We start from the raw sequence: 12,626 nt of genomic DNA on the forward strand, positions 1-12,626 counted from the left end.
GGTCCGAACCGGCTGGACGGTCCTCAGGTGGCCAGCTCGAACCACACGACCTTGCCCGACGACAGCCGGGTCGCTCCCCACCGTCTGGCCAGCCGGTTCACCAGGAACAGCCCGCGGCCGCCCTCGTCCGTGTCCCTGGCCCGCCGCTGGCGCGGCAGCTGCGGGGAGTCGTCCCCGACCTCGCAGCGCAGCACGTCGGTGCGCAGCAGCCGCAGCGTCACCGGTCGCTCCGCGTATCGCACCGCGTTGGTCACCACCTCGCTGACCAGCAGCTCAACCGAGTCGGACAACTCCTCCAGACCCCAGCGGGCCAGTGCCCTGCGGGCCAGCCGGCGGGCCCGGCCGGGGGCGGAGTCCTCCGGGTCCAGGAACCAGTAGGCGACATCACTCGGTGCGATCCCGTCGAAACGGGCCGCGAGCAGGGCGATGTCGTCGTCCCGGTCGCCCGGGCCCAGCATGTCCAGCACGTCGTCGCAGAGCGCCTCCAGCGGCGGCGGGTGGTCGGGCCCGGTGAGCTGCGCCGTCGCGGCCAGCCGCTCCCTCAGCTGCTCGATTCCGGTCCACACGTCCCGTAGCCGCGACTCCACCAGCCCGTCGGTGTAGAGCAGCAGGGTGGCCCCGGCGGGCGCGTCCAGCTCGACGGCCTCGAAGTCCACCCCGCCCACGCCGATGGGGGCGCCCGGCGGCACCCGCAGTACCTCCGCCCGGCCACCGAGGTGCAGCAGTACCGGCGGCGGATGGCCGGCGTTGGCGATGGTGATGCGGTGCGAGACCGGGTCGTAGACCGCGTACAGGCAGGTCGCCATGCGGTCGGTGCCGAGCCGCTGCGCCTGCTCGTCGAGGTGGTGCAGCACCTCCTGCGGCGGCAGGTCCAGACCGGCCAGGGTCTGGGCCGTCGTCCGCAGCTGGCCCATGATCGCGGCAGATGTCATGGAGTGGCCCATGACGTCGCCGACGACCAGCGCGACCCTGCTGCCGGGCAGCGGGATGGCGTCGTACCAGTCGCCGCCGACCCGGGCCGTCTCGGCGGCCGGGAGATACCGGGAGGCCAGCCGTACCCCGGTCGGCTGCGGCAGCCCCTCGGGCAGCATCGTGCGCTGCAGCTCGTCCGCGATGTAGGCCTCACGGCCGTACAGCACCGCCTTGTCGATGCCCAGCGCGGTGTGCGTGGCCAGCTGGGCGGCCACGAGGAGGTCGTCCGGCTCGAAGGCCGGCCGGTCGGGACGGCGCAGGAAGATCGCGGCACCGGTGACCCGGCGACGGCCGCGCAGCGGGGCCAGGATCGACCGGTGCCCCGCGGGCAGGGTCCTGCCGTCGCCCAGCAGCTCGGGCAGGGCCGCCCGGGCGGCGGCCGAGTCGCCGAAGACGGGACGCACGCCGCGCAGCACCTCCGCCAGCGCGCCGCCCGCGGTCACCTCGCACAGCGCGCCGCCCGCGGTCACCCCGCACAGCTCGGCGGCCGACGCGACCTCGGCCGGCGCACCGAGCACCGGCACCTGGAAGCCGCCCAGCAGGGCGCCGTCGGTGTCCTCGTCTGCTAAACGCAGCCTGTCGGTCCGCCGCAGCCGCAGCACGAACGGCTCGACGGGCCGCTCGTCGCCCACCGGCAGCGGATCCCGCAGGTAGACGAGGATCGCGTCGGAGAACGTGGGCACCGTGGCCCGGCACAGCCCGAGCACGATCTCGTCCAGGTCTATTCCGCGGGCGATCCGCCGGGTCGCCGCACCGACGAACCGCAGCCGGTCGCCCTCACGGCGGGCCGGCCCCGCGGCGTCCTGCGGCGGCTCCGCGGGTGCGGGCGGCTGCGGCGGGACCGCCGCCGCCGGCCGCGCCGCGGGGCATGGGCGGCGGCCTCCTGCCGCGGCCGGGTGCGCTCCTGCGGCCGGGCGGCGACAGGCTGCCGGCCTTCGTGGGAGGTGGGATGCTCCGTCACGCCTGGGATTCCGTCCGTCCGGGCCGGTGGTACGAGGCTGGGAACCGTCCTGCCGACCCTGCCGGGCACGGCACGACCGCGACCGCGGCGGCGCCCGGCTTCCCGGGTGCCACCGGGCGCCTCCGGGGGCGGTGACGATCGCGGCTGCGCCGCGGTTCCCGGGGCCGCCGGGCGAACGCACCCGGGTCCCGGGGCGGCAACGCCCCTGGAAGGTCGATATAGCCCATACCCAATCCGGGCGAGGCATCGACAGGTCGGGGGGCGTCCGGGCGCACATCCGGCACGGTTCGGTCCCCCTTGTGATGACTTGCGGTCAGTTCTCGTACGGCGAGCAGTGTTTGATGCGACGTGGTGTTGCGGAGGACGATCCTACGTTTGAACCCCGGGGGCGCATCAAGGGTCTCACGCGGTCCTCATGCGGACGTGGCCGCCCGGGTCCGGTTCCAGTCGGCCGGCAGCTCCGGCACAGGCCAGCGGGGATCGGGCCGCCAGTCCTCCCAGCCGTCGGAATACGGCGGACCCCAGTCCCTGATCAGCGCGACCGCGTCCAGACCCGCCGCACGAACCCGCCGCGCCTGCTCCTCGGCCATCAGCCCGGCCGACCGGGCCTGGTCGAACTCGTCCTCGTCCAGCCAGCACCAGCTGCGGTCCGGCTGCACGGCGATGTCCAGGAAGTGGTCTTCGGAGTCGATCCCCCCGGACCAACGCAGATGCGGCTCCTCCAGGTTCACGTACCAGTTCCTGAACCGCCAGCCCTGCTCCCAGAAGAGCCACACCGACCACGCGTCGCCGGGCCGGGCGAGCTTCAGCACACCCGTGCCGGACCAGCGGGCGCGCACGGTCGTCCGGGGCGCCGTGTAGCGCGTGGCGAGCGGTTCCTCGTGCACCGGCGTCCCGTCGGCGAGCACCGGCTTGACGCACTCGGTACCCGGGGCCATCCACACCGCCAGCAGCTCCTCGGTGTCCCGGACCACGGTAACGGGCCGGCAGATGTGCACCTCGGAGGAGCCGTTGCCGCGATACCGCCAGAGGATCTGCTCCCCCGGCGCCCAGTGCTCGAAGCCCGCCGATCCCGCCATGCGGAGATCCTAGTGCCGCGGCCGGCGGCGCCGGCCCGTCGGGCGGCACCGTGCGGGGTGGTGCGGTGCGTCCCCCGCGGTGCGGCCGGTGCGGGGTGGTGCGGCGCGGGGTGGTGCGGGGTGGTGCGGTGCGGGGCCGGCCGGCGCTCCCGGCGGCGGAGGGCACACGGCTCGCGGCCGGCGCGGCGAGCGTGCGCACCGGGAGGCCTCTTCCCGGGCCCTCTCCCCGGGCCTCTTCCCGGGGGCCTCTTCCCGGGGGCACCGCGGTGCCCCCGGGAAGAGGCCCCCGGTGCGGGGCTGCCGGGGTGGGAGGGGCCCCGGGCGCGGCGGGGAGCGCTGCGCTGCGCGGCAGCCGGCGGCCCACCGGGACCCGGCGGCCGAGCGGCCTCAGGGACGCGTCATCCGCAGCACGTCAAGCGCCTCGTCCAGCTGCTCCACCGTCAGGGCCCCGCGTTCCACGTAACCGCCCTCCAGCACCACCTCGCGGATCGTCTTCCGCTCCGCCAGGGACCTCTTGGCGACCCTCGCGGCCTCCTCGTACCCGATGTACCTGTTGAGCGGGGTGACGACGGACGGCGACGACTCGGCGTACTCGCGGGCCCGGTCCTCGTCGGCGGTGATCCCGTCCACCGTGCGGTCGGCGAGCAGCCGGGACGCGTTCGCGAGGAGGCGCACCGACTCCAGCAGGTTCTTGGCCATCACGGGGAGCATCACGTTCAGCTCGAAGTTCCCCGCGGCGCCCGCCACCGCGACCGTCGTGTCATTGCCCATGACCTGCGCGGCCACCATGAGGACTGCTTCGGGGACGACCGGGTTGACCTTGCCGGGCATGATCGAGGAACCCGGCTGGAGGTCGGGCAGCCGGATCTCGGCGAGGCCGGTGCGCGGGCCGCTCGCCATCCAGCGCAGATCGTTCGAGATCTTGGTCAGCGAGACGGCGACCGTCCGCAGCTGGCCGCTGGTCTCCACGAGTCCGTCGCGTGCCCCCTGCGCCTCGAAGTGGTCCCGCGCCTCCGTCAGCGGCAGCCCGGTCGCGCGCGCCACCTCGGCGATGACGGCCGCCGGGAACCCCGGCGGCGTGTTGATGCCCGTGCCGACCGCCGTACCGCCGAGCGGGAGTTCGGCGAGCCGGGGGAGCGAGGCCTTGAGCCGTTCGATCCCGTACCGGATCTGCGCTGCGTAGCCGCCGAACTCCTGGCCGAGGGTGACCGGTGTCGCATCCATCAGATGGGTGCGGCCGGCCTTCACCACACCGGCGAACTCCGCCGCCTTGCGCTCCAGCGCCTCCGCCAGGTGCTCCAGCGCCGGGACGAGATCCCGCGTCACGGCGGCCGTCGCGGCGATGTGGATCGACGAGGGGAAGACGTCGTTGGACGACTGCGAGGCGTTGACGTGGTCGTTCGGGTGGACGTCGCGGCCGAGCCGCTCACCGGCGAGGGTGGCCAGCACCTCGTTCATGTTCATGTTGGACGACGTCCCCGAACCGGTCTGGAAGACGTCGACGGGGAAGTGCTCGTCCCAGAGGCCCTCGGCGACCTCGGCGGCCGCTTCCCGGATGGCCCCCGCGATGTCCTCGTCGAGCACGCCGAGTTCCGCGTTGACCTTGGCGGCACCCTCTTTGATCCGGGCCAGGGCCTCCACATGGGCGCGTTCCAGCCGCAGCCCGGAGAGGGGGAAGTTCTCCACCGCACGCTGGGTCTGGGCACGCCACTTCGCGTGCTCCGGCACGCGCACCGATCCCATGGAATCGTGTTCGATCCGGTGGCGGCCTGCGTTCTCGCTCATGTCGGGCATCGTCGAAACCTCCTGGTCAGGGTCAGCCCCCCTCTGGTAGCGGGTATTCCCGGGCGCCCCGGCTTACGCCCGGGTGCTCCGGCGGTCCGGGCGTGGCGCGGTCCGGGCGTGCGGCGGTTCCGGCGTACGGCGGTCGATGCGTGCGGCGGTCCGGCGGTCCGGGCGTGGCGCGGTCCGGGTGTACGGCGGTCCCGGCGTACGGCGGTCGATGCGTGCGGCGGTCCGGCGGTCCGGGCGTGGCGCGGTCCGGGTGTACGGCGGTTCCGGCGTACGGCGGTCGATGCGTGCGGCGGTCCGGCGGTCCGGGCGTGGCGCGGTCCGGGTGTACGGCGGTTCCGGCGTACGGCGGTCGATGCGTGCGGCGGTCCGGCGGTCCGGGCGTGGCGCGGTCCGGGCGTGCGGCGGTTCCGGCGTACGGCGGTCGATGCGAACGGGGGCCGGTGGAACGCGCGGTGCGGGCGGGCGCTCATTCCCGCATTCCCGGGTTCCCGGGCCTACCACCGGAGAGCGCCCGCCCGTCCCTCCGGGGTCCCCCGTCCGGGGACGGGCAGGCCCTCTCGGGGCGGCGGCAGGTTGTGCGGGGCCCGGCTCCGCCGCGCGGCCCCGGAGGCGTCCGGGAGGAATCGGGAGGAATCGGGAGGATTCCAGAGCCCCGGGTTCAGGCCTGACCGGGGCCGCGGACCGGGATGGAGGTGAAGGTCGGCGCGGGCGCGGGGTCCTGGAAGAAGTCGCCGCCCTTGTCGTCGACGACGATGAACGCCGGGAAGTCCTCGACCTCGATCTTCCAGACGGCCTCCATGCCGAGCTCCTCGTACTCGACCACCTCGACCTTCCTGATGCAGTCCTGGGCGAGGCGCGCCGCGGGGCCGCCGATCGAGCCGAGGTAGAAGCCGCCGTGCTCCTTGCAGGCGTCCGTGACCTGCCTGCTCCGGTTGCCCTTGGCCAGCATGACCTTGGAGCCGCCCGCCGCCTGGAACTGCTCGACGTAGGAGTCCATCCGCCCGGCCGTCGTCGGGCCGAAGGAGCCGGACGCGTAGCCCTCCGGGGTCTTCGCCGGACCGGCGTAGTAGACCGGGTGGTCCCTGAGGTACTGCGGCATCGCCTCTCCCGCGTCCAGCCGCTCCTTGATCTTGGCGTGCGCGATGTCGCGGGCCACGACGAGCGGGCCGGTGAGCGAGAGCCGCGTCTTGACCGGGTACCTGGTCAGCTCGGCGAGGATCTCGTCCATCGGCCGGTTGAGGTCGATCCTGACCACGTCGCCGCTCTCGTCGAGCTGCTCGCCGGTGGTCTCCGGCAGGAAGCGCGCCGGGTCCGTCTCCAGCTGCTCCAGGAAGACGCCCTCGGCGGTGATCTTCGCGACCGCCTGGCGGTCGGCGGAGCAGGACACGGCGATCGCCACGGGGCAGGACGCGCCGTGCCGCGGGAGCCGCACCACCCGCACGTCGTGGCAGAAGTACTTGCCGCCGAACTGCGCGCCGATGCCGATCCGCTGCGTCAGCTCGAAGACCTTCTGCTCAAGCTCCTTGTCCCGGAAGCCGTGCCCGAGGCCCGAACCCTCCTGCGGCAGCTCGTCCAGGTAGTGCGCGGAGGCGTACTTGGCGGTCTTCAGCGCGTACTCGGCCGACGTGCCGCCGACGACGACCGCCAGGTGGTACGGCGGGCACGCGGCCGTGCCCAGCGAGCGGATCTTCTCCTCCAGGAATTTCATCATGGCGGCCTCGTTCAGGACCGCCTTCGTCTCCTGGTAGAGGAACGACTTGTTGGCGGAGCCGCCGCCCTTCGCCATGAAGAGGAACTTGTACGCGCCGCCGTCCGTCGCGTACAGCTCGATCTGCGCGGGCAGGTTAGTGCCGGTGTTCCTCTCCTCCCACATGGTGACCGGCGCCATCTGGGAGTAGCGCAGGTTGAGCCTGGTGTAGGCGTCGAAGACGCCGCGGCTCAGGGCCTCCTCGTCGCCGCCCTCGGTGAGGACGTTCTGCCCGCGCTTGCCCATGACGATCGCCGTGCCGGTGTCCTGGCACATGGGGAGCACGCCCGCCGCCGCGATGTTCGCGTTCTTCAGCAGGTCCAGCGCGACGAACTTGTCGTTCGCCGACGCCTCGGGGTCGTCGATGATCCTTCGCAGCTGGGCCAGGTGCGCGGGGCGGAGGAAGTGCTGGATGTCGTGTACGGCCTCCTCCGCGAGCCTGCGCAGCGCCTCCGGCTCGACCTTGAGGAACGTACGCCCGTCGGCCTCGAAGGTGGAGACGCCCTCGGCGGTGACGAGGCGGTAGGGGGTGGTGTCCTCCCCCAGGGGCAGCAGATCGGTGTAGGCGAACGCAGGGTGGGTCGGGTGGGAATCGGCAGGGTGGGTCGGGCGGGAATCGGCAGGGTGGGTCGGGTGGGAATCGGCAGGGTGGGTTGGGCGGGAGACAGGGGGCATTACGGCCATTCCTCACTCGGCAGACGGCGGCTGGCATCCTCGGGCAGCGCGCCCACAAGGGTAAGACGCCCGTTGCCGTCCGGGCTTGTGAGGTAGGGCTCAGTCGGAGCCCGGAGCCCGGAGCCCGGAGCCCGGAGCCCGGAGCCCGGAGCCCGGAGCCCGGAGCCCGGAGCCCGGAGCCCGGAGAGCCGGAGCCCGGAGAGCCGGAATCGGAACCGCCGGATCCTTCCGGGATCGGTATCGGGACGGGGCCTATGCCGGGGATCGATTCGGGGGTCGGTGTCGGTGTCGGGGCCCGGCGCCCGGGGGCGTGTGCCGGGGTGACGGGCCGGGCGGGCTCGGGAGAGCGGTGCGTGGTCCGCGTCCGGGTCCGGGTGCCCGTGCGCGCGCCGTCGGGGCACGGAGTGCCAGGGCGGGGTCGTCTGCGGGGTGGGGGCGTGACGGTGTGCGTTCCGTCGCGAGGTCGCGGCGCGTGCGCTCGCCCCGGAGCTGCCGCGCGCGGCCACTAGTCGCGATCTATCGCGTATCGCTAGGGTGTCGGTGTGGACCTCGACAAGCACGACTCAGCGGACCCCGGGCGCCGACAGCCCCAGACTCCGGTCGCGCCCGCGGACCCCGCCGGGGCCGTTCGGGCTTCCGACGCCGACCGCGACCGGACGGCGGACATCCTCCGGGAGGCCCTCGCCGAGGGACGGCTCGACGCCGAGGAGCACGCCGAGCGGATCGACGCGGTCTACCGCGCCAAGACCGTCGGCGAGCTGGAGCCGATCGTCCGCGACCTCCCGGCGGGCGGCTCGCCCCGCTCGGAGTCCGCCTCGTACGCCCACGGCTCCGATGCCGCCGCCGGCCCCGCGGAGAACCTCGTCGCCGTCTTCTCCAGTTCCACCCGCAAGGGGCGTTGGCGGGTAGGCGCCCGGACCCAGGCGTTCTCGCTCTTCGGCAACATCGAGATCGACCTGACCGAGGCCATGTTCGGCCAGCGGCTCAGCGTCATCAACGCCACCTCGATCTTCGGCAATGTGGAGGTCCGGGTCCCCGAGAACATCTCGCTGCGCGGCAGCGGTACGGGCGTCTTCGGGAGCTTCGAGGTCGTCACGCTGGAGGCCGCCGACCCGGAGGCCCCGGTCGTGGTCGTCAACGGCTATTCCGTTTTCGGCAATGTGGAGGCGAAGCCGAAGCGCGGCAAGCGCGTCGCGGACCTCCAGGACCGGCTGCGCAAACATCCGGGGCACTGACGGCGGCAGCGGCCGGAGCGGCCGCCTGCGGTTCCGGCCCGCGGAACGCGATGCCACTCAGTGCATAGGCGCGCGTACAGCGGGTAGGCCTTGCTGCATCGTCTCTCGCTCGCGAAGCCGTCGTCAGGAGTAGACCGTGCTGCAACTGCCGCATCAGTCCCTGCAGGTAGCCGTTCCTCCCCAGCGTTCCGCCGCTCGGGAAGACCAGGACGCGCCCTGGCACACGGAGGCCGTGTGCCGCCGGGACGAGGCCGGACTGTTCTTCGCGCCCTCCAAGGAACCGACGGCGGCGCGGCTCTCGCGCGAGGACGCCGCCAAGCGGGTGTGCGCCCGCTGCCCCGTCATGGTCGAGTGCCGGGAGCACGCACTGCTCCAGCCCGAGCCCTACGGTGTGTGGGGCGGGCTGACCGCGGCCGAGCGCCGGGTCGTCCTGGCCCGTCGCCGCAGGCGCGAGACGGAGATCAAGAAGGCGGCTTCGGCGGCCTGACGGAGACCGCGGCATCCTGACACACGGACGGGGGCGCCCCACCGCACATGGGGCGCCCCCGTAAGTGTGTGCCGGGATGCCGCGGTCGCGACCCGTGCCCTACTTGGCGCGGTCGAAGTCGATGGCGCTGTAGGCGCGCAGCTTCGACAGGCGATGGCTCGAGTCGATCTGCCGGATGGTGCCCGACTTGGAGCGCATGACGAGTGACTGGGTGGTCGCGGTCGCGGAGCGGTAGCGCACCCCGCGGAGCAGCTCGCCGTCCGTGATTCCGGTCGCGACGAAGAACACGTTGTCGCCGCTGACCAGGTCGTCCATGAGAAGCACACGGTCCAGGTCGTGGCCGGCGTCGACGGCGCGCTGCCGCTCCTCCTCGTCCTTCGGCCACAGCTTGCCCTGGATGGTGCCGCCGAGGCACTTGATCGCGCACGCGGCGATGATGCCCTCCGGTGTGCCGCCGATGCCCATCAGCATGTCGACGCCGGTGCCCTCGCGCACGGCCATGATCGCGCCCGCGACATCGCCGTCCGAGATGAACTTGATGCGGGCGCCCGTCTCGCGGATCTCCTTGACGATGCCCTCGTGGCGGGGGCGGTCCAGGATGACGACGGTGACGTCCTCGGGGGAGGAGCTCTTCGCCTTGGCCACCCGGCGGATGTTCACCGAGACCGGGGCGTTGATGTCGACGAAGTCGGCGGCCTCGGGGCCGGTGACCAGCTTGTCCATGTAGAACACCGCGGACGGGTCGAACATGGTGCCCCGGTCGGCCGCCGCGAGTACCGCGATCGCGTTCGGCATGCCCTTGGCGGTGAGCGTGGTGCCGTCGATCGGGTCCACGGCGATGTCGCACTCCGCGCCCGTCCCGTCGCCGATCCGCTCTCCGTTGAACAGCATCGGGGCCTCGTCCTTCTCGCCCTCCCCGATCACTACGACACCGTTCATCGACACGGTGCTCACGAGGGTGCGCATGGCCTTGACGGCCGCGCCGTCGGCGCCGTTCTTGTCACCGCGGCCGACCCAGCGTCCGGCGGCCATGGCGGCGGCCTCGGTGACGCGTACGAGCTCCAGGGCGAGGTTGCGGTCCGGGGCCTCGGGCGAGACCTCGAGCTGGGACGGAAGATGATGCTCGGTCATCGGAGCGCACCTTTCTGTACGACGACGGCCGGGATGAAGAGGGTGCTGTGACTCTATCGGTACGTCGACAAAATGAGCAGAGGGGCCCACGTCTGAGCGGACGGCCTTGATGCGACGATAGTGCGGTGGCAGGCAAGCGTGGCAACCAGACAGTGCGCGGAATGATCCAGTCGATGGCGGTCATCTGCGCGTTCGCAGGCGTCATCTACCTCTTCATCCCGCACGACGACTCCCTGGACCCGATCCAGCCCGTCGACTACAGGGTGGAACTGGTGACGGCCCGCCGGGCGGCACCCTATCCGGTGGCGGCCCCCGCGGGGCTGCCCGCCGACTGGAAGCCGACCTCGGTCACCTTCCGGCGCGAGGACGGCCACGCCTGGCACCTCGGCTTCCTGGACCCGGACGGGCAGTACGTGGCGGTCGAGCAGTCCACGGAGGCGCCGCGGCAGTACGTCCCGAGGGTCACTCAGCAGGCGGCCCCGACCGACACCACCCAGTCGGTCGGCGGAGAGAGCTGGCAGCGCTGGGAGGGCCCGAAGTACGACGCTCTGGTCCGCACCGACCAGGGCTCGACGACGGTGGTGACGGGGACGGCCTCGTACGAGCGGCTCGCGCAGATGGCCGCGGCGCTGGAGTCGGAGTCCGGCGCCACGCCGTCGCCGGTGCCGTCCGCCGCCGCCTCCTCCTGACCCGGGCCCCGTGCCGGACGCAGGGCCGGACGCCGTGCCGGACGCAGGGCCGGACGCCGTGCCGGGCCCGTGCCGGACGCAGGGCCGGACGCAGGGCCGGACGCCGTCGACCCGCACGCCGGCCTGATCGGCCCGCCGGGCAGGCCCGGCTCCGGAGCGCGCACCTGTTGCCGCGGCTTCGCCGCGTTCGGGGCCGCCCGAACCCCTGAGCGCGGCGAAGCCGCCGCACCGGACGGTGCGGCGGCCCGTGTGCCGCGGTGGCCCCGGCGGCGGGCGGCGCTTCCACCGCGGCAACGGCGTGGCGGCGCGCGGTGCGGAGATGCGTGCGGCGTGGCGGCGCGCGGTGCGGAGGGGTGTGTGGAGGGGCGGCGCGCGGTGCGGAGGGGCGTGTGGAGGCGCGGAGGGGTGCTCAGACGGTGGTGACCACGTCGTCGAACGGCAACCGCGGCGACCGCGGGAACCAGGCGTGCTCGCCCGGCCTGCCGATGTTGACCACCATCAGCGGGGTGTGGTCGTCGTCCAGGAACTCCTTCTTCACACCGGCGGAGTCGAAGCCCGTCATGGGGCCGGCGGCCAGACCGGCTGCGCGGACCCCGATGATGAAGTACGCGGCCTGGAGCGCGGCGTTCAGCGCGGCGGACTGCTCACGGACCGGGCGCTCGGCGAAGAAGGCGTCCTTCGCCTGCGGGTAGTGCGGGAACAGCGCGGGCAGCTCCTGGTGGAACTCGTTGTCGGCGGCGAGGATCGCCACCAGCGGAGCGGTGGACGTCTTGGGGCGGTTGCCTTCGGCCATGTGCCGCACCAGACGTTCACGGGCCTCGGCGGAGCGCACCAGGACGACGCGCAGCGGGGACTGGTTGAAGGCCGTGGGCCCGTACTTGACCAGGTCGTAGACCGCCTGCACCTGCTCCTCGGTCACCGGCTCGTCGGTGAAGGTGTTGGCGGTGTGGGCCTCCCGGAAGAGGAGGTCCTGGGCGGTGCGGTCGAGAACGAGGGACATGGTGCTTGCCTTCCGGATGGGCTGGGGGGTCGGGCCGATGGCTCACCGTACGACCGAGATAGGTGAAGATTCAACTAAATCGGACTCCGGGTGAGTCAAGTCACGCAACTTTCAATAGCTCAAGGTTCAACTAAATTGGCTGCGCGGTTATGCCCCGCTCTGCTCCTGGGTATCCGGAACCGTCGTCCCCGGCGGTGCGGGCGGCCTCGGCGTGGTCGCCCGCACCGCCGGCCCGGTGTCGGCCCGGTGTCGGCCCGATGCCGCCCCATGCGTCCGGCCGTCCGCCGGCCGGTGGTGCGGTGCCACTGCGGCCTGCCCGCTCAGGCTTCGCACCCGGCCCCGTCCGTGCTTCCCCCGTGGCCCGGCGTCCGATGGCCTGGCGCTCGATGGGCTGACATCCGAAGGCCTGACATCCGAAGGCCCGGCTGCCTCAGCGGCCCGGTCCGGCCTCGCCCCCGCCGACGTCCCCGCTCACACCGTCGCTGCCGCTGCCGCTGTCCGCGGTCGTCCTGGCAGCGCCCGGAGCACCCTGGCCCCCGGGCTCGTCCCGCTCCGTCAGCGCCGCGTCCAGCCGTGCGCGGGCGCCGTCGAGCCAGCGGCGGCACACCTTGGCCAGTTCCTCGCCGCGCTCCCACAGCGCCAGGGACTCCTCCAGCGTCGTGCCGCCCGCCTCCAGCCGGCGCACGACGTCGATCAACTCGTCCCTCGCCTGTTCGTAGCCGAGTGTGCCCTTGTCGGTCCTGGCCGTCATGTCTCCACCCTAGTTCCCCACCCGGCAAGCACTGCCGTATCGATCCGGCCAGGCAGGCGCCCTCGCCGTGCCGGCCGGGAAACCCCGTCGGCTCCGCCGCTCGGA

10 protein-coding genes are annotated in these 12,626 nt (G+C 73.0%); 3 read left to right on the plus strand and 7 right to left on the minus strand.

The features are described from left to right. Window positions 1–23: 23 nt before the first annotated feature. The 4 genes from DDQ41_RS22290 to DDQ41_RS22310 all read right to left on the minus strand — a co-directional run bounded on the left by DDQ41_RS22290 (window position 24) and on the right by DDQ41_RS22310 (window position 7,228). Window positions 24–2,180, minus strand: coding sequence for a SpoIIE family protein phosphatase (locus DDQ41_RS22290; RefSeq protein WP_394342154.1), 2,157 nt, complete (start codon window positions 2,178–2,180; stop codon window positions 24–26). Between the two features lie 166 nt (window positions 2,181–2,346). Beyond that, on the minus strand, window positions 2,347–3,012 hold the full coding sequence (gene fomD, locus DDQ41_RS22295) for a cytidylyl-2-hydroxypropylphosphonate hydrolase (RefSeq protein ID WP_109296074.1): 666 nt from the start codon (window positions 3,010–3,012) through the stop codon (window positions 2,347–2,349). Window positions 3,013–3,399: 387 nt separating this feature from the next. After that, window positions 3,400–4,806 carry a class II fumarate hydratase gene (locus tag DDQ41_RS22300; RefSeq protein WP_394342155.1) on the minus strand — a complete coding sequence of 469 codons (1,407 nt, stop codon included), beginning with the start codon at window positions 4,804–4,806 and terminating at the stop codon, window positions 3,400–3,402. Window positions 4,807–5,464: 658 nt separating this feature from the next. Further along, window positions 5,465–7,228: a fumarate hydratase gene (locus DDQ41_RS22310; protein ID WP_262508541.1), complete on the minus strand. Its 1,764-nt coding sequence runs from the start codon at window positions 7,226–7,228 to the stop codon at window positions 5,465–5,467. Between the two features lie 542 nt (window positions 7,229–7,770). On the opposite strand from DDQ41_RS22310, the gene DDQ41_RS22315 reads away from it, so the two are divergent. Further along, entirely contained in the window at window positions 7,771–8,463 is a 693-nt protein-coding gene (locus DDQ41_RS22315) for a DUF1707 SHOCT-like domain-containing protein (RefSeq protein ID WP_109296076.1), read from the plus strand. 136 nt (window positions 8,464–8,599) lie between these two features. Further along, complete coding sequence (locus DDQ41_RS22320; protein ID WP_078503542.1) at window positions 8,600–8,950, plus strand: WhiB family transcriptional regulator; 351 nt, start codon at window positions 8,600–8,602, stop codon at window positions 8,948–8,950. Window positions 8,951–9,049: 99 nt separating this feature from the next. Here DDQ41_RS22320 and glpX read toward each other — a convergent pair whose 3' ends face one another. After that, the gene (glpX, locus tag DDQ41_RS22325) at window positions 9,050–10,081 is read right to left on the minus strand and encodes a class II fructose-bisphosphatase (RefSeq protein ID WP_109296077.1); all 1,032 of its coding nucleotides are present in this window, start codon (window positions 10,079–10,081) and stop codon (window positions 9,050–9,052) included. Window positions 10,082–10,206: 125 nt separating this feature from the next. Between glpX and DDQ41_RS22330 the strand changes: the two genes are divergently transcribed. Beyond that, on the plus strand, window positions 10,207–10,770 hold the full coding sequence (locus tag DDQ41_RS22330) for a DUF4245 domain-containing protein (RefSeq protein ID WP_109296078.1): 564 nt from the start codon (window positions 10,207–10,209) through the stop codon (window positions 10,768–10,770). Between the two features lie 409 nt (window positions 10,771–11,179). On the opposite strand, the gene DDQ41_RS22335 is transcribed toward DDQ41_RS22330, so the two are convergent. Together DDQ41_RS22335 and DDQ41_RS22340 are read right to left on the minus strand one after the other, a co-directional pair. Further along, window positions 11,180–11,770, minus strand: coding sequence for a malonic semialdehyde reductase (locus DDQ41_RS22335; protein WP_109296079.1), 591 nt, complete (start codon window positions 11,768–11,770; stop codon window positions 11,180–11,182). A 430-nt stretch (window positions 11,771–12,200) separates the two neighbouring features. After that, window positions 12,201–12,521 (minus strand): exodeoxyribonuclease VII small subunit, encoded by a 321-nt coding sequence (locus tag DDQ41_RS22340; RefSeq protein ID WP_109296080.1) that lies wholly within the window; start codon window positions 12,519–12,521, stop codon window positions 12,201–12,203. Window positions 12,522–12,626 lie beyond the last annotated feature (105 nt).

Source organism: Streptomyces spongiicola, from assembly GCF_003122365.1.
GTDB lineage: Bacteria > Actinomycetota > Actinomycetes > Streptomycetales > Streptomycetaceae > Streptomyces > Streptomyces spongiicola.

Bases quoted from the DNA above. Each gene is read 5' to 3' on its own strand.
- DDQ41_RS22290 (WP_394342154.1), bottom strand. From the start codon at position 2,180: ATGCCTCGCCCGGATTGGGTATGGGCTATATCGACCTTCCAGGGGCGT.
- fomD (WP_109296074.1), bottom strand. From the start codon at position 3,012: ATGGCGGGATCGGCGGGCTTCGAGCACTGGGCGCCGGGGGAGCAGATC.
- DDQ41_RS22300 (WP_394342155.1), bottom strand. From the start codon at position 4,806: ATGCCCGACATGAGCGAGAACGCAGGCCGCCACCGGATCGAACACGAT.
- DDQ41_RS22310 (WP_262508541.1), bottom strand. From the start codon at position 7,228: ATGCCCCCTGTCTCCCGCCCAACCCACCCTGCCGATTCCCACCCGACC.
- glpX (WP_109296077.1), bottom strand. From the start codon at position 10,081: ATGACCGAGCATCATCTTCCGTCCCAGCTCGAGGTCTCGCCCGAGGCC.
- DDQ41_RS22335 (WP_109296079.1), bottom strand. From the start codon at position 11,770: ATGTCCCTCGTTCTCGACCGCACCGCCCAGGACCTCCTCTTCCGGGAG.
- DDQ41_RS22340 (WP_109296080.1), bottom strand. From the start codon at position 12,521: ATGACGGCCAGGACCGACAAGGGCACACTCGGCTACGAACAGGCGAGG.